The 20,564-nt window shown below is 38.3% G+C and carries 19 protein-coding genes; 3 read left to right on the top strand and 16 right to left on the bottom strand.

Going from position 1 to position 20,564, the window contains the following annotated elements:
- Positions 1–471: 471 nt before the first annotated feature.
- Both H8700_RS11470 and H8700_RS11465 read left to right on the top strand, forming a co-directional pair.
- Complete coding sequence (locus H8700_RS11470) at positions 472–2,748, top strand: C1 family peptidase (protein WP_249305717.1); 2,277 nt, start codon at positions 472–474, stop codon at positions 2,746–2,748.
- A 714-nt stretch (positions 2,749–3,462) separates the two neighbouring features.
- A complete protein-coding gene (locus tag H8700_RS11465; protein ID WP_330606370.1) occupies positions 3,463–4,338 on the top strand; it encodes a DMT family transporter in 876 nt (291 codons plus the stop codon).
- Between the two features lie 165 nt (positions 4,339–4,503).
- Here the strand turns inward: H8700_RS11465 and H8700_RS11460 are convergent, their stop codons facing one another.
- Positions 4,504–5,169 (bottom strand): 3'-5' exonuclease, encoded by a 666-nt coding sequence (locus tag H8700_RS11460; RefSeq protein WP_249305716.1) that lies wholly within the window; start codon positions 5,167–5,169, stop codon positions 4,504–4,506.
- A 571-nt stretch (positions 5,170–5,740) separates the two neighbouring features.
- On the opposite strand from H8700_RS11460, the gene H8700_RS11455 reads away from it, so the two are divergent.
- Entirely contained in the window at positions 5,741–5,980 is a 240-nt protein-coding gene (locus H8700_RS11455; protein ID WP_022141351.1) for a Veg family protein, read from the top strand.
- Positions 5,981–6,187: 207 nt separating this feature from the next.
- On the opposite strand, the gene H8700_RS11450 is transcribed toward H8700_RS11455, so the two are convergent.
- From H8700_RS11450 to H8700_RS11380, 15 genes are all read right to left on the bottom strand, one after another.
- Positions 6,188–6,691, bottom strand: coding sequence for an SEC-C metal-binding domain-containing protein (locus tag H8700_RS11450; RefSeq protein WP_022141350.1), 504 nt, complete (start codon positions 6,689–6,691; stop codon positions 6,188–6,190).
- Between the two features lie 303 nt (positions 6,692–6,994).
- Positions 6,995–8,017: a DUF3878 family protein gene (locus H8700_RS11445; RefSeq protein WP_249305715.1), complete on the bottom strand. Its 1,023-nt coding sequence runs from the start codon at positions 8,015–8,017 to the stop codon at positions 6,995–6,997.
- A 583-nt stretch (positions 8,018–8,600) separates the two neighbouring features.
- Complete coding sequence (locus tag H8700_RS11440) at positions 8,601–9,188, bottom strand: 50S ribosomal protein L25 (RefSeq protein WP_249305714.1); 588 nt, start codon at positions 9,186–9,188, stop codon at positions 8,601–8,603.
- A gap of 291 nt (positions 9,189–9,479) precedes the next feature.
- Positions 9,480–10,022 carry a bL17 family ribosomal protein gene (locus H8700_RS11435; RefSeq protein ID WP_249305713.1) on the bottom strand — a complete coding sequence of 181 codons (543 nt, stop codon included), beginning with the start codon at positions 10,020–10,022 and terminating at the stop codon, positions 9,480–9,482.
- A 15-nt stretch (positions 10,023–10,037) separates the two neighbouring features.
- On the bottom strand, positions 10,038–10,997 hold the full coding sequence (locus tag H8700_RS11430) for a DNA-directed RNA polymerase subunit alpha (protein ID WP_022141346.1): 960 nt from the start codon (positions 10,995–10,997) through the stop codon (positions 10,038–10,040).
- A 48-nt stretch (positions 10,998–11,045) separates the two neighbouring features.
- Positions 11,046–11,639 (bottom strand): 30S ribosomal protein S4, encoded by a 594-nt coding sequence (gene rpsD / locus H8700_RS11425; RefSeq protein ID WP_022141345.1) that lies wholly within the window; start codon positions 11,637–11,639, stop codon positions 11,046–11,048.
- A gap of 106 nt (positions 11,640–11,745) precedes the next feature.
- Positions 11,746–12,141: a 30S ribosomal protein S11 gene (gene rpsK / locus H8700_RS11420; RefSeq protein WP_022141344.1), complete on the bottom strand. Its 396-nt coding sequence runs from the start codon at positions 12,139–12,141 to the stop codon at positions 11,746–11,748.
- A gap of 37 nt (positions 12,142–12,178) precedes the next feature.
- Complete coding sequence (rpsM, locus tag H8700_RS11415; RefSeq protein ID WP_022141343.1) at positions 12,179–12,547, bottom strand: 30S ribosomal protein S13; 369 nt, start codon at positions 12,545–12,547, stop codon at positions 12,179–12,181.
- A 349-nt stretch (positions 12,548–12,896) separates the two neighbouring features.
- Positions 12,897–13,010, bottom strand: a complete 114-nt coding sequence (gene rpmJ, locus H8700_RS11410; protein WP_118559023.1) for a 50S ribosomal protein L36 — start codon at positions 13,008–13,010, stop codon at positions 12,897–12,899.
- Positions 13,011–13,420: 410 nt separating this feature from the next.
- Positions 13,421–13,639, bottom strand: coding sequence for a translation initiation factor IF-1 (gene infA, locus H8700_RS11405; protein WP_022013568.1), 219 nt, complete (start codon positions 13,637–13,639; stop codon positions 13,421–13,423).
- Positions 13,640–13,737: 98 nt separating this feature from the next.
- Positions 13,738–14,502 carry a type I methionyl aminopeptidase gene (gene map, locus H8700_RS11400; protein ID WP_022141342.1) on the bottom strand — a complete coding sequence of 255 codons (765 nt, stop codon included), beginning with the start codon at positions 14,500–14,502 and terminating at the stop codon, positions 13,738–13,740.
- Positions 14,503–14,645: 143 nt separating this feature from the next.
- Positions 14,646–15,287, bottom strand: coding sequence for an adenylate kinase (locus H8700_RS11395; RefSeq protein WP_249305712.1), 642 nt, complete (start codon positions 15,285–15,287; stop codon positions 14,646–14,648).
- Between the two features lie 142 nt (positions 15,288–15,429).
- Entirely contained in the window at positions 15,430–17,823 is a 2,394-nt protein-coding gene (locus tag H8700_RS11390; RefSeq protein ID WP_249305711.1) for a sensor histidine kinase, read from the bottom strand.
- Positions 17,795–18,502, bottom strand: coding sequence for a response regulator transcription factor (locus H8700_RS11385; RefSeq protein WP_249305710.1), 708 nt, complete (start codon positions 18,500–18,502; stop codon positions 17,795–17,797). Before H8700_RS11385 ends, H8700_RS11390 begins: the two co-directional genes overlap by 29 nt.
- A gap of 375 nt (positions 18,503–18,877) precedes the next feature.
- On the bottom strand, positions 18,878–20,518 hold the full coding sequence (locus H8700_RS11380) for an amidohydrolase (protein WP_249305709.1): 1,641 nt from the start codon (positions 20,516–20,518) through the stop codon (positions 18,878–18,880).
- Between the last annotated feature and the right edge of the window lie 46 nt (positions 20,519–20,564).

The following is a 20,564-nucleotide window of genomic DNA, read 5'->3' as shown; positions in this document are numbered from 1 at the left end:
CAGTTTCTTCCAATGTATTCTCCTATTTTCTGCACTTGCAGTTTCTTCCAATAGATTCTTTTATTTTTATAATTGCTTTTTGGATTGTAGATCTCCTGATTTTCAACACCTGTATTCCTTTGATTTTGAGATCATTTTCCCATTGATGCACTCTTGATATAAAGTCTTGCACACAAAATCGTCACAACCCTAGACGAATTCTGTCACAAAAAATCTTTATGTTAATCATAAAGACTTGTCTGTGAACAGAAATAACCTGTATAATAAAAAAAAGCAGATCATTACAACCCGGCTGACCATAGGAATACCCTTACTAAAAAAGCATGGTATTAAACGGATAGGGGATTGCTTTTACAGATACAGACAAACCAGAGAAAGCAGCATCGGAAACATTGCAATAAAAAACGACTTTTTCAGATACAAGCAATCTTAAAAAAACAAAAAACATTGTAACAGAAAGGATGAGATTTTATGAAGCATTTATACAAACGTTTTTTCCCGACTGTATTTGCTACAGCCTTAGTGATCAGCAGCGTACCGGTCTATCCATCGGCTGCACAAGCTGACACATCTTCCGATAATGTAAAAATTTTAACCCGTGTCTACGACACAACGAACGATTCGCTCTTACATTATCATTATGAAGATACAAACGGAAATGTAGTTTCTCTTAATGATAATACAGCCATAACTTCATCTTCTAAGAAAAAAGCCACAGCCCTTCCCTCTTCTTATGATCTTCGCACACAGAATGCCGTTACATCGATCAAAGATCAGGGAGTCACCGGAAGCTGCTGGACATTTGGAGCAATCAAAGCTTTAGAATCCAACCTGATCATGCAAGGACTGGGAAGTGCTGATCAGACAGATCTTTCAGAGAGTCATCTGGCATGGTACACGTATCATACATCCAGCATTGCAAATGATCTCCTTGCCGGAGAAGGCTGCCTGGTTTCTCATTACCATTCTTCACCATCTGTCTCACAAAATGCAGCCGCTTATATGCTGGGAGGCAATGCACTGTCCGCTGCATTTACGTTAGCAAGAGGCAGTGGTGCCGTCAATGAAAGTACCGCTCCTTTTTCAGCCGATACCATAAACCGGTTAAATTCAATGGCTTCCTCCATGAATGCAGCCGGTGACAGCCTTTTTTATCAGAAAGATTACATTTTAACAGATGCATCCTGCTATGACAATTCATCACATAACACGATCAAAAATGTTTTAATGGAAAACGGTGCACTTGATGTTGCCTTTTACTATAGTAAAAATTATGATCATACTACTTCAGCAGGCACAGCATATTATCAGGAAAAATATACCGATGATACGGTTATGGACCCTGATCTGACTGCCGCATCCTATGCAAACCATTGCGTCACGATCGTTGGATGGGACGATAATTATTCAAAAGAAAATTTTGGTACCTATCAGCCTTCTTCTGATGGAGCGTGGCTGATTGCAAATAATTACGGAAGTGATTACGGCGACGATGGATATTTCTGGATCTCCTACGAAGAACCTACTTTAACAGAATTTTACAGTTTCAAAGCAGCTTCTGCCTCTACATATGACAACGCTTATCAATATGATGGTTTTGGCTGGGGAAATGCCATTTCATCCGGTAATACATCTACGCTTGCTGCAAATATCTTTACAGCAAACACAGACTATAATCAAAACCTGGACTCGGTTGGCATCTATACAATAGAAGATAATCAGCCATATACCATTTCCATATACAAAAATATATCAGGAAATGTCCCTACTAACGGTACATTAGTCGAAACAGTTTCCGGTACACAGGCATATAATGGGTATCATGTGATTACTCTTGACCAATCCGTATCATTAAACGCCGGCGAAACTTTTAGTGTTGTAATCTCTTATGATAAAACATCAAATGTATCAGGATATATACCGATTGAGGGCGGTAGTTATGACGATGGAAGCACCAAAGTAACCTATACTTCACAAAGCAACCAAAGTTTCTTATATCTCGACAATCAGTGGTCTGATCTGTCTGACTATGACAGCCGGAACGATTTAGAAAACAATGTCTGCCTGAAAGCTTTTACAACAAACACTTCAAAAGCAGATAATACAACAAATTCCAATAATAGCAGCAATAATAACAGTGCAGGTTCCTCTCAAAATACAACAACCGGAAACAGTTCCAATAACACTCAGAGTTCTTCTAATGGAATAAACACAAAAAGCAGCACCACAAACAATACAACAGCACATACGAACAACAGTCAGACAACACAAAAAATTGCATTTTCTTCTTCCAAATTAACATTGGGAGCCAAAGAAAGCTATTCCCTTTCTTCACTTCTAAAAACAAATACAACCGGTAGTGTTTCTTACCAGAGCAGCAAATCATCCGTTGCAGCAATATCAAGATCCGGTAAGATCACAACAAAAAAAAGAGGATCGGCAACGATTACGGCAAGTCTTTCTAACGGAGCAAAAGCTTCCATTAAGATCACCGTGAAAAAAGCGCCTTCCAAAGTTATGCTAAGTCCTTCCGGTTCGAAAAAAATCAAGAAAGGAAAAAAGCTCTCACTCAAAGTAAAACTTTCGAAAGGAAGTGCAAGCCGGACAATGCGTTATACTTCTTCTAAACCATCGGTGGCATCTGTTTCATCAAACGGAAAGATCAAAGCAAAGAAGAAAGGTACTGCGATCATTACCGCCAAGACCTATAATAATAAAAAAGCAAAACTCAAGATCATTGTAAAATAAGACATACCATATCATACAAAATATATTATAAAATATATTGCACCATATATCTTAAGCCGGATCATAAGATATATGGTGCTTTGCATTTATGTTATGGCATCAAGGACATTTGACTTCTGCTCATTTTTGTGCAAACATATTTCTTAGCTTTTATCATCATAAGCAGGTATTTATAGTAACTTTTCTTCTTTCCTATTGAAATCTTAAATACAGCGTCATATACAGTATGACATACTGTATTTCAAGTATATTATTGTCTTTGGGGTAAGACACGCTGCCCTGTTAGGATATCTGATTTTTTAGGCTTTTTTGCTAATTGGGCGCGGGTCATAACTATAGGGGCGACTCAGCCTGAGTAGCATTGTTGTTTGGGACACGCTCCCGCTTCGCAAAGCCACGTAGCGCACACATAGCACTGCAAAAAGCAAATCTTTTTTGCAGCGCAAGTGGCGACGGCCTTTGAGATTCCCAAACAGCAATGTACATCAGACAGGCCCTGCCCCTATATCAGATGAGAGCGCCCAAAATCATAGCAAAAAAGCAAAAAATCTTAGATATCCTTATCAGGGCAAGATAGTGCTCCCCAGAGACAAAAATAACTTGAAATACAAAACACAGAATATAAAATGACGCTGTCATTCATCTCAAAGGGAAAGAAGAAAAGTTACTATAAAATCAAGATATGGTGTGAACAAAAAGAGGAGGAATAGAAAAATGATGTCTAGTAAGTCAAAAGGAATTTTGTGTATTATTTTATCTGCACTATCATTTTCTTTTATGAGTTTGTTTATTAAGCTTTCGGGAAATGTACCTACATTGCAAAAGTCACTTTTTCGTAATCTGGTGGCTGCGTTTGTTGCACTGATCCTATTGTTAAAAGATAAACCGGCTATCGGTTGTACAAAAAAATCCTTTGGATATGTCTTTGGTCGTGCGCTTTTCGGTACCGTTGGCATCTTTTGCAATTTTTATGCGATCGATCATCTGAATATTGCCGACGCAGCCATGTTAAATAAACTGTCACCTTTTTTTGCTGTTTTATTTTCGTATTTAATTCTTAAAGAGTCGGTAGCATTTTATCAGATTGTTTGTGTTATTACTGCTCTGATGGGTGCACTTTTCATCTTAAAGCCGGATGGCAGTTCGTTGCTTTCATTCCCAGCATTGATTGGAATGCTCGGTGGCATGGGAGCCGGTCTTGCCTATACACTTTTGCGGAAAGCCCGTACACTTGGTGTTTCTGCTCCATTTATCATTCTGTTCTTCTCGGTATTTTCATGTTTATGCTCACTGCCTTATTGCACCCTGCATTATACACCAATGACTTTTATACAGTTATTTTATCTGATCCTAACCGGTGTTGCTGCATCATTCGGACAGTTTTTCATCACGGCTGCTTATTCCTATGCACCGGCAAGAGAACTATCGGTATATGATTATACAAATGTGATCTTTAGCGGAATTATCGGCTTTCTGCTTCTAGGCGAGATACCGGATTATTTAAGCTATATTGGCTGTTTTATCATTATCGGTGCATCGGTTATCATGTATATACTGAATTTACGAACCGACCAAAAGAACCAACAATAGGATTCCATTTTTAGGTAAATACAAGAGCGAAACAAGCTGTGATTTATCAAGCTTGTTTTTATGTTCTATCTTCCTGCCTTTTGAGTAAGGATCAATCCTTACTTTCAGCTCGTTCAATCTCGGTCTGTTCCTCCGGCAGATTCGATAAAGAATTTCAATCCCGGTTTATTTCTCCGGCAGATTAGATAAGGAAGCAAAAAACTCGGGACACATATCCAACAGCGTACTTTCCTGCTTGTCCATCCGAAACAGATCCAATACCGGTTTCATAACACGTTCAAATTCTTCTTTGTTCTTTGACAGACGCAGAATCTCTGCTGTATTGACAGCATCTGCCAACGCTGTATGCTGCGCTCCTGTAAATTCATAATCAGCTGACGATACTGCCTGCTTTAAACGGATCTTTTTTTCTATTCCGAGAAGCTTACTGTATTCTTCCTGAAAATCATTCCAGTTTGCTTCCATTCGTGGAAGGATCTCTCCTTTGTACTCTTTAAATTCCGCTTCTGCCTGAAACTGCCTAATATCGGATAAACTCCAGGAATAGAACTGTGTGTCTTCTCTGCCGATCCATTTTGCAAATTGATCCATAGCCTCTTTATACCGGGGCGCACCGACTAATTTATCATCTGTGATACCTGTCAGTTCAATGATCTTTTTATCCATTTTCCCATAATCGGGAGAGACATAAGACTGATACGTATCAATCACCTGAAAATGATCATCCATTTTGACAGCACCGATCTCTATCAATTCACTTGACAGCTTGCTGTCTCCACGAATCTGTTTCACAATCTTATTCATTTCTAAATCTATAACAATATGATTCACTCATACACATCCTTCCAAGACATTCTTGTTTTTATTTTATCACAAACAACTTACCTTTGCATTATGTTTTTCCTGACGAAGAGCGACACATGAAGCGGTCTATTCTACAGACTTTCCTGTTTGATCTTTTCCATGATGGTGAACTACCCATTGTCTAAAGCCAATGGGATTGCGGTAGCCCTATTTCAAGCATGCCTGAAACAGTTTTCTTTGACGAACATTTTCATATACTATTTTTCCTTATTTTGTATTATACTTTGTAAATTTTCCATACATATTGTGTATTTTTAACAAATATAAATATTTCATTAAAAATACACAATATTAGATTTCTTTCATAGACATAATTCACGCAGAAGTTTTCCATTTTTTGTCACATTTCGGTTTTTGCAAAAAATATTGCCCATTTTAGTTGACTTTTATTGATCGTTTTTGTGCATTTTTCATATCATTTCTTCTGTAAATTCTTACCTAAAATTGACGTTCTACCCCAAAAGTGCTAGAATACAAGAGTAGATAAAACGATTATCCGTCATTTTTGATAATCCACTATGAAAGGTTTAGGTGAACTATGAGTCATGCAGATATACAAAAAGTAAAGTTTTCCTTGGATCGAAACATCGGAAACCGTGTTAAGATCCGTGCAAACCGCGGAAGACATAAGATTGATGAAGCAGAAGGCGTAATCAGTGAGACATATCCAAGTATCTTTTTAATTGAAGTCTTCAACAAAGCAGATGACACGACTCAGAAGATATCATTTAGTTATACAGATGTATTAACAAAAGATGTACAGATGCAATTGATCTAGCAGATAAAATGCTGTCGTTCACTATTCTGATAGTATCCTCTCCAAGGTAAATACAGAAACCTGTGAAATGACAGTTTTTATATTCTAAAAAGCCGGTATTATATCATAATACCGGCTTTTGTTTCTTATATTATTCATCCTTGAACTGATCAGGAACATGTCCTAATCCCTGTTCCTGCTATATCATCTTTTTGCAATCATACAAGATTATTTTCTACCACAGCACTGCTTATACTTTTTGCCTGAACCACAAGGACATGGATCATTTCTTCCAATCTTCTTTGGTTTTACAATCGTGCCTGATTTCTTCTGTTCACGATATATTTCTTTTCTTCTTTCTGCTGTAAGAAGCTTATCCCATGCAGGAAGTTCATAAAGCCAGTCCGCTTTTGCTTCTACCATATTATAATATAATTTTTCCAGATCGATATCTAAAGTTACTTTTGTATCCTCTGTCATTTCTTCAATCGGATTTGCAACTTTCAGACTTTCATTGATACCATCTAAAAAACCGACCATATAGTTTAGATCCATATGATATTTTTCAGCAAGTTCTTTTACTGTACCGGATACAACAATCGAAGGATCTGCCAAAAGCTCTTCATAGATAACTTTCTCCTGAGCAAAATACTTGTCCCAGATTGCTTTCCCCTGAGCTGAATTAATATCTACGCCATATGCGTATTCTCTCCATTCCTGCAATAATCCCATTTTACTTTCCTCTTTCTCTTTTTAATTTTGACTACAATTTCTCTAATCGATATACCATTTACTATTATACTGCCGTTCTGACGGTATAACCTATTTTATATTATAACATTCGATCTCTTTTTGGTCAATTGCACCCATTGAACCAAACACTTTAACTTTGCACCATTGAACCAAACACTTTAACTTTAACAACCATTAAACCAAACACTTTAACAAGTATCCCACCATCGCTTTAGCAGCCATATTGTGCCGGCCTTTTTAACAGTATCCTTGATACACATTCGCTTCGTTCTGTTTTTTATTTTAGATCTGTCTGAGCATACCATCCTGATCAACCTTATATTCTATTCTGTCCAATACGATTTTTCCTCGTTTTTTCTGTAAACGGCACACATGAAAACGATAGGAAAAAGGCTCTCCGATGCAAAAAGAATGCTCTTCTAAGATCCATCGTTCCGGGTATTTTTCCTGCAACACTTTCCTGCTTTTTTCAATCCATTGCTCTTTCTGACTGCCAAAAGACGGTTGCTCATAGTCTTTTGCCGCATCCTGTATCAGTACGAAAAGCTGCTTTATAAACTTCCAATGTTTTGCTTGTGCTAATGCTTTCATGATCTTTCTTTCATAGTATCCACAAACGATAGAATTCTGCCTATCCTTATCCACAAACAATCGGTATTTTTTGAACAAATGCACCAACGATTTATCCCGAATAACACTTGCATTATGTATTGCAGTATCAACCGCCTCTGTCGTCGAAGAAAATGACTCATTTTCCTCCCAATATACACAGAAGTATTTTCTAAGCGGTGCAAGATCATATAATGGCAATAAAGCCCGTTCTTTCCGATTACAATAACTTTCTCCCATGAAAACCGCTTTTTCATAGATCAGTCCGATCTGGTAGGTCAGATGGCGCAGAATCTCATAATCTTTCATCCAAAAATGTCCGATTTTATGGTAATCATATAATGTTTCTTCACAGTGAATTGCCTGAAATCGTACTGTAAATGCATTATCCTTTCCCTGCCGCACAGCAAGCATATAATTTCCATCCTCTAATGTTGTAATGCTTCCGCTGCATTCTCCCTCATATTGCCGGTCAAATTCGCCTGTCATTACAGCCTGCTCCAGTACCAGAATGCTCTCGATCGCATCTGTCATCATATATACAAGATAGATCTCATTCTTTTGTTCATCAAAACCCAGTTCCAATACATTTTCTTCAAAGATCCTATCGAATCGCTTCCATTCTTCTGTATTGGCAGGTAGTCCGCTTACTGCACACATATCTCTGTTTCCTTTCTTAACTACTCTGATTAACATTTTAACAATTTCGGAATATATAGTAAAGAAGTGTATTTGACAAAAGTTTCACTTTACAATCCACAAACAATTCACTCTACTGTCTGCCATAAAGTAAAGGGACATTGCATAGGCAATGTCCCTTTAGGAGAAGATATGAAAAAAATTTAAGCGGATATCAAATAGCTATTATCTATTTGATAATTCTATTATAGATGGAATTCGTGAAAAAAGTATGTTCAAATTGTCACGAAATGATGAAAATACTTTCTGTATCCTTAACACTCTTTGCAACTATTTATAATACCGAAAGAATCGTTCCATGCTCACTTGCAATGAATTCTTAATACAAAAGCATCATTTCTTGCCCGCTTGCAATGAATTCTTAATACAGAAAGCATCATTTCCTGCCCGCTTGCAATGAATTCTTAATACAGAAAGCATCATTTCCTGCCCGCTTGCAATGAATTCTTAATACAGAAAGTTTCACTTCTTGCCCGCTTGCAATGAATTCATAACACAAAAAGTATTCTTTCATATACACGCACAATTTTCTATGAAAATATCAAAACTTTTTTCTTATCTCTTATTACTTTTCTATTTTCTAAGCCGTAACTACTTCTGCTGCATCCTCCTCTGTATCTTCAATTGGTGCAGAAGCTTCTTCTACTGTGAATACGATTGCATCCGGTGATGTGATCAGATCAATCTTATCAGAACAAAATTCTGGAATATCTTTTACATGAACACATTTTACTTTTCCAAGCTTCTCAAAATCTAATTCTACCTTCTCGATCAGATTTTCCGGCTCTGCTTTATAATCTATTTCTGAGAGTTCTTCATCAACACAACCATCTGCAAGATCTTCATGCAGGAGAACGATCTGTGCCTTTGCTGAAATCTTTTCACCAGCTACCAGGGTCTGGAAATCAATATACATAATATGCTTTGTAACCGGATTATACTCATAATCTTTTACGAGCGCATTGATCTTCTTTCCGTCCAATTCAAGAACAGTACGGCTGCCGATCATATTTTTCTTAATGAATTTCTGGGCATCAAATACCTGAATTTTAAGAGGCACTGATTTTTCCAGATCTCTTCCACAAAGATTGCCCGGAACAAATCCTTCTCTTCTCAATTTCTTTGCTTTTACATCCATACTTCTTTTTGCTGTTTTTAATGTTGTCATGATAAATTCCTCCTTGTTTTTCCTGTATTTTCAGGTGACACTTTTCTTATTTAGGAAAACGCCAAAAGTCTGAGAATACAGCGTTACATTTTCCTGGGATAATCTTTTCTGATGTATGAAAAAAGTTTCCAAACAACAAAAAAGACTTCTCCCACACATCATATCAGTGTAGAAAAGTCCGAATCAAAAAGGTTTTTCGTTTTTTGCACTTTAATATATTATAGCACAAAAAACGTCCGTAGACAAGTATCCCTGTCCCGGACATTTTTCATGTTTTTATCTCATCTTTAATTATACTAACTCGATAAGTACCTGCATAGCAGCGTCACCTTTACGCTGACCGATCTTAATGATACGTGTGTAACCACCGTTACCGTTACGCTCTGCATACTTTGGTCCGATCTCATCTAAAACCTTAGATGCAACATCTACAGTCTTAGTAGCTTTCTTACGTCCCTTGATTTCTGCAGGAGCTTCTGTAATTGTAAAGAGCGTCTTCTGCATCTGTCTTCTTGCATGAAGTCTTGAAGGCTGATCTTTCTTGATCTCTTTCTCTACTTCATCATATACAGTCTGCTTCTTACCATCTACAACTTCTTTTACTCTCTTGCCATCCTTGTCCTTGCGGGCAACTTTAGCAGTAACTTTAACTGTATCGTAATTATTGCATTCTTTGATACCTAAAGCAATGATACCTTCTGCAATCTTACGAATTTCTTTTGCCTTAGCTTCTGTAGTAACGATCTTACCATAGTATAATAAGTCTGTTACCTGGTTGCGAAGCAAAGCTTTTCTCTGGCTGGAAGTTCTTCCAAGTTTTCTATAGCCTGCCATGTGCTTACCTCCTAATTATTCGTCCCCTATATTCAGGGAAAGACCTAATTCCTTTAACTTAGCTAATACTTCTTCTAAAGACTTACGACCAAGGTTTCTTACCTTCATCATATCTTCAGAAGTACGGTTACATAATTCAGCAACCGTATTGATACCTGCTCTCTTTAAACAATTATATGAACGAACAGAAAGTTCCAATTCATCAATTGACATATCAAGCACCTTATCTTTACTGTCATCATCTTCTGTAGACATAACAGGAATTCCTTCTGTCTTATCAGAAAGGTTGATGAAAGACTTCAAATGTGCACTAAGCACCTTTGCTGCAAGACTTACAGCATCGCTTGGCTCAATTGTGCCATTTGTAAATACTTCAATTGTCAACTTATCATAGTCAGTAATCTGACCTACACGAGTATTCTCGATCTTAATATTAACTCGTTCAACAGGAGTATAGATAGAATCAATAGCGATCACATTGATCGGTAAATCTTCTCTCTTATTCTTGTCTGAGCTAACATATCCACGACCATTTGCGATAGTCATTTCAATATAAAGCTTGCAGTCAGGACCACCGCTTAAAGTCGCAATAACCTGATCAGGATTCATGATTTCAATATCTGAATCAACCTGAATATCTGCTGCAGTAACCACGCACTCACCTGATGCATCAATGTAAGCTGTCTTTACTTCATCGGTCTCGCCTGTGTTCTTGATAGCAAGACTTTTGATATTCATGATAATCTCGGTAACATCTTCCTTCACACCAGGAATTGCTGAAAATTCATGAACTACACCATCAATTTTAATATGGCTTACAGCTGTACCTGGCAATGAGGAAAGCATAATTCTTCTAAGAGAATTACCCAAAGTCGTACCATAACCTCTCTCAAGAGGTTCAACAACAAAACGTCCATATCTCTTATCATCTGAAATCTCAGCTATTTGAATATTTGGTTCTTTAAAATCTAGCACTCCCAGGACCTCCTTTTGGGTGTTTTACGCTTACCTGCCTATAGGTTATTATTTAGAATATAACTCGACGATAAGCACTTCATTTACAGGAACATCAATCTGCTCTCTAGTAGGAATGTCTTTTACTGTACCAGAAAGTTTCTCATGATCAGCTTCAAGCCAGTCAGGGATTAATCTTCCTTCAGTTACCTCAAGGATATCCTTATATCTCTGAGCACCTTTGTGCTTTTCTTTGATTTCGATCACATCGCCCGGTTTTACTTCATATGAAGGGATGTTTACACATTTACCGTTTACAAGAACATGCTTGTGACCAACAATCTGTCTTGCTTCTTTTCTTGTACGTCCATATCCCATACGGAATAATACGTTATCAAGTCTGAGTTCAAGAAGGATCATAAGGTTCTCACCAGTTGTTCCATATCTTAACTTCTGTGCTCTAGCAAAGTTGTTTCTAAATGGTTTCTCTAATACACCATAGATAAATTTCGCTTTCTGCTTTTCTTTTAACTGAAGACCATACTCGCTTGGTTTTCTACCAGCTCTAACATTTCTGTTAGACTTTTTATCAAGCCCTAAAAATCCTGGCTCTAATCCAAGAGCTCTACATCTCTTGAGTACCGGCGTCATATCTCTTGCCATGTCTCTTTCCTCCTATAATCTAATCCAAACTATTCTTCGTATCAAATATACTCGAATTTTCCACTTAATCGTTTCTCAAACAAAATAAAACTGTATATGAGTAAAATCACACACGACGACGCTTAGGTGGTCTACATCCATTATGTGGAACCGGTGTTACGTCACGGATACTTGTAACGTCAATACCGCATGCCTGTAATGCACGAATTGCAGCTTCACGACCAGAACCTGGTCCCTTAACCATAACATCAACTGATGTCAAACCATGTGGTACAGCTGCCTTTGCTGCTGTCTCTGCAGCCATCTGTGCTGCATATGGAGTTGATTTCTTTGATCCTCTGAATCCTAATCCGCCTGCACTTGCCCATGAAACTGCGTTTCCTTCAGCGTCTGTAAGCGTTACGATTGTATTATTGAAGGAAGACTGAATATGTGCCTGTCCATGTCCGACATTTTTCTTGACACGCTTCTTGCCTGCCTTTTTTGCTACCTGTTTAGCCATTGTCAAACCCTCCTATAAGATTTGTACATTTTATTTATTATTTCTTCTTATTTGCGACAGTACGCTTTGGACCCTTACGAGTTCTTGCGTTTGTCTTTGTCTTCTGTCCACGAACAGGAAGACCTTTTCTGTGACGAATGCCTCTATAACATCCGATTTCCTGAAGTCTCTTGATATTCATAGCGATTTCTCTACGAAGATCACCTTCTACTGTCTGTGTCTCGTCGATGACGTCACGAATACGAGCTACTTCTTCATCACTAAGATCCTTCACGCGAGTGTCAGGATTGACTTTAGCTTCTGCTAAAATACGGTTTGAGCTGACTCTACCAATACCATAAATGTAAGTAAGTCCAATCTCAACACGTTTCTCTCTTGGTAAATCTACACCACTAATACGTGCCATGTGTACTTTACACCTCCGTTATTTTTTGATTAAATTGATTGTTACACAGTGATATACACTGTTCAGCCGCTTTAAATTGTAATTCCATAGCATAGACGATTCTTTTTCTGCTGCCCCTATGACAGCAAAATGTCGGGCTGCCTGCGAAATGGCAACCGGTACTACGCCGCAGTCATCAATCTGCCGTTGATGGAACCAGCTCCGGGCGCAAATGAATGCAATGACGCACCTTTCCACTGAAACGGATAATCAGTCCATCTACAATGTCGCAGTGCCACAGCACTACAATGAACAGAAAGCAAGTTATATCGAAATTTGTATCAGACCTTTATCGTCTGACCAACTCTTATTAACCCTGTCTCTGTTTGTGTCTAGGATTCTCGCAGATTACTCTGACACGACCCTTTCTCTTGATGACCTTACATTTTTCGCAAATCGGTTTTACTGAAGATCTAACTTTCACAGCAATAACCTCCTTTCAAAAAGTCCGTTGTCTATTCTACCATATTTATTTTATAGTTGCAAGTCCTTTTTTCAACTTTTTTCCATTTTTTCCATTTTTGAAAAGTCCCGAAAAAATGTACTTATTTCTAAAAAAATTGCAACATCTGCACTTTATAATTTTCAAAAGACTTTCCTGCCGTACCACTTGATACAGCCCTTTACCTATTCCATTAAAAGCGTAAAGCAATTCTTGCTGCTTCGCCACTTGATACAGACCTTTATCTATCCCATTAAAAATGTAACGCAATTCTTATTGGTATCCCATTACAAGCATTTTCTTTTCACTTAAAAAGTGCAAAAACAAAAGACAGTCTTTGAAAATCCTTTCAAATTTCAAAAAACTGTCTCTGTCATTTGTGGTTCCTCTTATTATTTATCTCTCCAGGTAATACGTCCTTTTGTCAGATCATATGGTGACATTTCCATTGTTACTTTATCACCCGGTAAGATACGGATAAAGTTCTTTCTTAACTTACCACTGATATGAGCAAGTACCTGATGACCATTTTCAAGCTCAACTTTAAACATTGCATTTGGAAGCTTCTCCACTACAATTCCTTCAATTTCAATTACATCTTCTTTAGACATTGTTTCCTCCATTCTCAATCCGGTACATTACTGTACCAATAAAACTTTTACTTCTTATATATAAACTGTATCCTGCTACAGTTTTTGTTATGAGAGTTCTATGCCAGATCCTCACGATATGATAAGATTTCCGGCTCACCTTCCGTGATCAGAATCGTGTTCTCATAATGTGCTGACTTTTTCGAATCCTTTGTAACAACAGTCCAGTCATCATCTAACATCCACACATCATAAACACCCGCATTTACCATTGGCTCAATGGCAAATGTCATACCGGCACGAAGTTTCATTCCTCTTCCGATTGGCTTGAAGTTTGGAATCTGTGGTTCCTCATGCATCTCTTTTCCGATACCATGACCTACCAGGTCACGTACAACAGAAAAACCATTTGCCTCAACAAAGTTCTGAATTGCTTTTGAAATGTCATATAAATGATTTCCTTCTTTTGCAAATTTGATTCCTTCAAAAAAGCTCTGTTTCGTAATGTCGATCAATCGACGATCCTCTTCTGATATTTCTCCGACTGCATGTGTACGGGCTGCATCGGACTGATATCCTTTATAAATAACACCGGAATCCAGGCTAACAATGTCGCCTTCCTGTAAGATTCTCTTTTTGTTTGGGATACCATGTACAACTTCATCATTGATCGATACACATACAGAAGCCGGATATCCATTATATCCTAAGAAAGAAGGAATACAATCATAACTGCGAATGATCTCTTCTCCCTTGCGGTTAATATCCATTGTACTAATGCCGGGTCTGATTATCTTCGCTAATTCATCATGAACGATAGCAAGAATTCTTCCCGCTTCTCTCATTAATTCAATTTCATGTTCTGATTTGATTGTTACTGACATGTTATGCCTTCTTTCTATATGATATATTCATTTTATTAGTTATTATCTTTTTGTACCACAAAGCAATTTCTTTTTGAATACACCAGATAACTTCTTTCTTATCTGTATGCCTTCAAAAACCGTTCTGCATAAAAAGATCTCATCTAGCCTAGGATTTCTGCAACCTTTGCAGCTACACCATCAATACCAAGTGTACCATCAATCTCATGAAGAATACCCTGCTTCTTATAATATTCGATCAATGGAGCTGTCTGCTCATGATATACATTTAATCTCTTCTTTACCGTCTCCGGTGCATCATCATCGCGAAGCTCTAAATCTCCGCCACAGTTGTCGCAGACGCCTTCTTTCTTTGGAGGAATGTTTACAACATGGAATGTTGCGCCACATTTTGCACAGACACGACGGCCAGCCATACGATCAATGATTGCCTGATCTTCCATTTCAATATCCAATGCATAATCGATTGCTGTTCCCTGCTTCTTTAATGCTTCTGTTAAAGCTTCTGCCTGTTGGATCGTACGTGGGAATCCATCTAAAATGTATCCGTCTTTGCAATCATCCTTTGCAAGACGATCTACTACTAAATCACATACTAACTCATCCGGAACCAATTCTCCGGCATCCATATATCCTTTTGCTTTCTTGCCAAGCTCTGTTCCCTCTTTGATATTCTGACGGAAGATATCGCCTGTCGAAATCGTAGGAATCTTATACTTTGCTACAATCCCCTTTGCATGTGTTCCTTTACCTGCACCCGGTGCACCTAACATAATAATCTTCATGTATGTTCTCCTTTCAAAATCCCAATAAACAGTCTCTACATTTATGATCCTATATAAGCTAAAAATAGACGCTCAAGGTATATATTACCCTATCAGCGTCTATTTTTCAACTATTTCCTTTTTTTATTTTTGATATTTTCTTTCAGATACACGGAAATGACAGATTAACACGGAACTGGTCTCCATCAATATCAATGGTCAGCGTTCCACCACATGCTTCTGTGAATGCTTTTGCGATCGCAAGTCCAAGTCCGCTTCCTTCCGTCTGCCTTGACTTATCCCCACGAAAGAAACGCTCCATCGCTTCTTCGGCAGTAAAGTCAATCTCGTATTTTGCAATATTCGTAACACTGAGTACGACAACCTGCTTTGCCTTGCTGCTGCCATCCTCTTTCTGTTCCGGTACTTCTTTTTGTGGATCCTGCTGTTCTGCTACATTCTTCTGCGGATTCTTCTGTTCCTGCATTGTTTTCTTTGAATCCGCTTTTATTGCAGAACCGTACAGTCCACTTTGTATATCCGTCCGCTCTGTACCACTTTTCAGATAAATATTTTCGCGGATATAGATCCGTGTTCCTTCGAGCGCATACTTTAATGCATTGTCGATCAGGTTTTGCATGACACGATACAGACGATTTCCGTCTGAACAGATCATAACATCCTGCTGCTGTGGCAAAAAGCGTACATCCATCCCATATCTTTGGATCTTATCTTCCATATCACTTAGCGTCTGTACAACTAACCGGTTCATATCCAGATTTTTCTTTTCAATGGTGATCTCACCGCTTGTTGTCTTGGCAAGTTCAAAGACATCCTGTACAATGTGCTTTAAATTTCCTGCCTTCTTATCTAAGACCTCCACATATTCTTTTGCTTTCTGCGGCAGATCATTTTCTCTTTTTAACAGATCAATATAGCTGATCACGGAGGTAAGCGGTGTCTTCAGGTCATGCGATACATTTGTTACCAATGCCACTTTCATCCGCTCACTTTTTATTTTTTCCTGTAATGTTTCCTCAAACCCTGCTCCTACTTCCGATAACAAAAGAAGGTCACCATATGCCGGTGTATTTTGTGCTTGCGCTGCATCAATTGCAAAATCCCCTTCATGAAGCTTTTTAATCTCTTTTTCTAATGTTGTAAAGGAAGTAAAAATCTTCTTATTACAATATATATACAATAGAAACAGAAGCAAATACAAAACACTTGCTATCACACTGACGCAGATCACATTTTCCGGTTTACTGATAAATTCTCCCGGAAAGATCAGCTTTTTCCGATACCAGTTATGAAGTGTCTCTTTATGATAACCGACAGGCACATAACTATATATATATAACACATAACCGATAAAGATCAGATAACAAACCGTGATAAATCCCGTAAACGTTGCCGTCAAACGAGCCAGCCTCTTTTGTGCTCTATTGATTCCTTCCGGATATTTGTTCTGACCAAGAATGCACTGTATCAGCCATGCCCATAGCTTTTCAAGGACAGCAAATGCTTTTCCAGATAATCGCCATAACTTTTTCAATCCATTCCAGACAATACGGCAGGCTCCGTCACGATACAGCGTTTTCTGTGACCATTGTCCGATCAGCGAAATGACCGCCAGGCCCAATACACTGAGAAACAGAATTCCGATCAGACTAAAACAGGTAAGTTTCCATGCGAGCGGATTTGTGTTTCCTGCCAGTAATGCACCGGTAATACTATTAGATGACTGCTGACTAAATTGCACCTGATAAACCATTCCGGTGCAGGCAGCGATCAGCATCTTTGCATCCCACCAATACCATCTGCGTTTACGATTTCTGATACCAAGAGTTACCGCACTATACAAAAATGCAATAACAGCCAGCATTGCAACACCGGTCATAACAGAAAATTCTATTGACATTCTCTGCCACATGGCATCTCTTTTTTCGAGGTATTTGTTCTGAAATGCAATAATGATAAAGCTGTTCACCGGTTTCCGGATCGTTCCAAAATCCATCTTTTCTCCATCAAACTTTTTTTGAACATTTTTCCCACATGTATAGGTCTTATACTGCTTTGCGATCATATATGTACTGACATCAGGAAGTGTCATTAAATTGTAGGTGATCGTATCATTTGTTTGCAAATCATCGACATCGTCACTGATAAAACTTCCGTTCAGATCCAACTCTCTGATCTTACTGAAAGCCGCTTCCATTTTGCTGTTTTCGCCTTGAAATGCCTGTCTGTTTTCCAGAACTTTATAACTTATACTATAATAAAATGAAAAGTTTGCTTTTAACTTCTGATCTCTTTTTTCAGGATCTTTTTCACGGATCCGCACATTGGTATCATCCTCAAACTGAACGACACGACGAAACGCTGTTTCAATCTCCTGCATATGATACGGTGTCTTATAATATGCGGTTCCTTTCCATGCACTTGTCAGCATATTTTCCTGCCAGAGACACCCGGCAACTGCCAGATAGCAGCTAATGATAAGGCCTGAAACGACCAATATTATGATCTTAGTTGTATTTTTCCATTTTGTATCCAATTCCCCACACCACCTTTAAATATTTCGGATCGCTTGGATTGATCTCAATCTTTTCGCGAATTCTTCGAATATGTACCATTACGGTATTTTCTACACTAAATGCTTCTTCCTGCCAGATATGTTCATAAATCTCTTCGGCTGAAAAGATCCTGCCCAGATTATGCATCAGATAATTGATGATCTTATACTCTTTAGAAGTCAGTTTGACTGCTTCTCCATCCACATAAAGCTGTTTTTGCGTGACATTTAATTCCAGACTTCCATTTTGTATGATCTCTTCTCCGTCTTTTTGCATATTTTGTGATCCAAAACGCAGATAACGTCTTATTTGTGACCGTACTCTGGCTAGAAGTTCGGAAGGAGAATATGGTTTTGCAATATAATCATCCGCTCCCACATTTAATCCCAGCACAATGTCATTTTCTTCTGTCTTCGCAGAAAGAATGATGATCGGTATATTTTTTTCATTGCGTATTTGCAATGTTGTCGTCAATCCATCCTGATATGGCATCATAATATCTAAAAGGATCAATTGCACTTCCTGCTCATGCATACATTGCATAACTTCTTTTCCATTATACGCTTTTACTGTTCCATACCCTTCTTCTTCTAACAAAGTGCAAATTGCGTTGACAATCTCCCGATCATCATCGGCAACTAATATTTTAATTTTTTCCATATTGTTCTCCTGCCTGTTTTTATAAAGCTGCTTTATATCCATTTTTCCGCGGTTTAGAAAATGACTGTTTGCTCTACTCATTTTCTATCTCTTATTCTAATAGATAATCCGAACATTTTACAGCAAAATTTCTTTCATTTTTCTTACAAGTTTTTTTGCGAAATGGCAAAGCCTGTAGTACGTAGATTTTTACAATTCCATGAAAACATTGCCTGCAGTTTATGGATTTTTATAATTCCGCAAAAACATTGCCTGTAGTTCATGGATTTTTATAATTCCGCAAAAACATTGCCTGTAGTTCATGGATTTTTATAATTCCACAAAAAAGGCAGTGCTTACGCACTGCCCATATACCTTGTTCTTTTACAAGCTTTTCTATTCTTCTTCTCTTTGGTAAACACATTCTCCACCGATCCATGTTTCCAAAACTTTTGTCTGATAGATCTGTTCTTTTGGCATCGTCAGAACATCCCGATCCAGATAAACAAAATCGGCATCTTTACCTTTGACGAGCGATCCTTTTTTGTCTTCAAGTTCATTTTCATAAGCACCGCCTTTTGTCAGAACCGCAATTGCCTCTTCCACACCGATGCATTGCTCCGGAAAATACGGCTCTTTCGATGTCTCGGGATCAAAACGATTGACCATCATATGAAGACTGAACATCGTATCCGGTGGCACCGTAACCGGGAAGTCACTCGCCTGACTGACAGTCACACCATGATCTGCAAATTCTTTGACATAGTACATATGCTGTGCACGTTCCTTACCAAGATAAGGAAGTTCTAACGGCTGATAAAGCTCCGTTTCATAATGCCAATACGGATTGACAACAGCGATCACCTGAAGTTTTGCCATTCTTGCTGCCTGATCCGGTGTACAGACTTGCAAATGTGTGATCGCATTTCTGCTTTTACTGTCTGCTACAACTTCTTTTGCTGCCTCAATTGCATTTAATGCTTCATCGACTGCCGCATCACCGATCGCATGTGCATGAATATTGTAACCTTCCTTTAACGCACGAATAACATGCTCGTTCAGCTCCTCCTGTTCGAACATTTTCGGTCCACAGTCAAGAGATCCTTCCCGGTAAGGTTCCCTAAGAAGTGCCGTATGCCCGTCAATCACACCATCCATAAAGAATTTGACCGTATTTACCTGCACTTTATCATGACCGGCAAATCGTTCATGCAACGCTCTCATATTCTGAAAGAATGCATCTTCATCTTCTCCCGGGTTCAATGTCGGAGCTACACGGAACGCAATCTTTAGCTTGCCTTTTTTCTCTAATGATTCATATGCATCAAAACGCATCGGTTCGTCCCTTGTATAACTTAGCATTGGCTCAAATGCGTTGGTAATTCCATAGGATAATCCTACATTCTGGTAATATAATATTGCTTCCTCGTATTGTTCTAATGTAAGCACAGGCATAGCAGGATTTACTAACGAGATAGCTAATTCCTGCAAAAAGCCGGTTGGTTCTCCGGTCATCTTATCTTTAACAACATGACCATTCTCGGGATCTTTCGTATCTTTTGTAATACCGGATATCTCTAATGCTTTTGTGTTTACCCATACTGAATGATGTCCTTCATCCGAAATGATAACAGGACGATCCGGCACAACCGCATCGATCAAAGATGCTTTAGGACCTTCTGTCCCAAACAGACCGGGATCAAATCCTCCACCATAGATAGCGTCTGTACCCGGATGTTCTTTTGCAAATTTTGCGATCACGGCAACTGCTTCTTCAATACTTTTAGCTTCAACCAATGGTCCGACAACAAGTTCAATCGTTGAACTGACATGAGCATGACCTTCTGAAAATCCCGGAAGAATAATACCATTTGTATATTCTTTAACATCTGTATCAGCACCTAGATATTGTTTGATCTCTTCTTTTGATCCGATCGCAAGTATCCTGCCATCTTTGATTGCAAACGCTTCTGCATATTTTTGCTGTTCATTTGCTGTATAAATTTTCCCCTTGATGATCTTGTCTGCATATTCCATCTGTCTACCTCCCATGTCATCTTATTTTCCTGTTCCGTCAAAACAA

The sequence above is a fragment of the Jutongia hominis genome (assembly GCF_014384965.1).
Taxonomy (GTDB): Bacteria; Bacillota; Clostridia; order Lachnospirales; family Lachnospiraceae; genus Butyribacter; species Butyribacter hominis.
The sequence above is the reverse complement of the archived record's forward strand: the minus strand, read 5'-3'. Positions and strand labels throughout refer to the sequence as shown.

What these genes read in the sequence shown, in the direction of transcription:
- H8700_RS11470 (WP_249305717.1), top strand. Translation starts at nt 472, where the DNA reads ATGAAGCATTTATACAAACGTTTTTTCCCGACTGTATTTGCTACAGCC.
- H8700_RS11465 (WP_330606370.1), top strand. Translation starts at nt 3,463, where the DNA reads ATGATGTCTAGTAAGTCAAAAGGAATTTTGTGTATTATTTTATCTGCA.
- H8700_RS11455 (WP_022141351.1), top strand. Translation starts at nt 5,741, where the DNA reads ATGAGTCATGCAGATATACAAAAAGTAAAGTTTTCCTTGGATCGAAAC.
- H8700_RS11450 (WP_022141350.1), bottom strand. Translation starts at nt 6,691, where the DNA reads ATGGGATTATTGCAGGAATGGAGAGAATACGCATATGGCGTAGATATT.
- H8700_RS11445 (WP_249305715.1), bottom strand. Translation starts at nt 8,017, where the DNA reads ATGTTAATCAGAGTAGTTAAGAAAGGAAACAGAGATATGTGTGCAGTA.
- H8700_RS11440 (WP_249305714.1), bottom strand. Translation starts at nt 9,188, where the DNA reads ATGACAACATTAAAAACAGCAAAAAGAAGTATGGATGTAAAAGCAAAG.
- H8700_RS11435 (WP_249305713.1), bottom strand. Translation starts at nt 10,022, where the DNA reads ATGGCAGGCTATAGAAAACTTGGAAGAACTTCCAGCCAGAGAAAAGCT.
- rpsD (WP_022141345.1), bottom strand. Translation starts at nt 11,639, where the DNA reads ATGGCAAGAGATATGACGCCGGTACTCAAGAGATGTAGAGCTCTTGGA.
- rpsK (WP_022141344.1), bottom strand. Translation starts at nt 12,141, where the DNA reads ATGGCTAAACAGGTAGCAAAAAAGGCAGGCAAGAAGCGTGTCAAGAAA.
- rpsM (WP_022141343.1), bottom strand. Translation starts at nt 12,547, where the DNA reads ATGGCACGTATTAGTGGTGTAGATTTACCAAGAGAGAAACGTGTTGAG.
- infA (WP_022013568.1), bottom strand. Translation starts at nt 13,639, where the DNA reads ATGTCTAAAGAAGATGTAATTGAAATTGAAGGAATTGTAGTGGAGAAG.
- map (WP_022141342.1), bottom strand. Translation starts at nt 14,502, where the DNA reads ATGTCAGTAACAATCAAATCAGAACATGAAATTGAATTAATGAGAGAA.
- H8700_RS11395 (WP_249305712.1), bottom strand. Translation starts at nt 15,287, where the DNA reads ATGAAGATTATTATGTTAGGTGCACCGGGTGCAGGTAAAGGAACACAT.
- H8700_RS11385 (WP_249305710.1), bottom strand. Translation starts at nt 18,502, where the DNA reads ATGGAAAAAATTAAAATATTAGTTGCCGATGATGATCGGGAGATTGTC.
- H8700_RS11380 (WP_249305709.1), bottom strand. Translation starts at nt 20,518, where the DNA reads ATGGAATATGCAGACAAGATCATCAAGGGGAAAATTTATACAGCAAAT.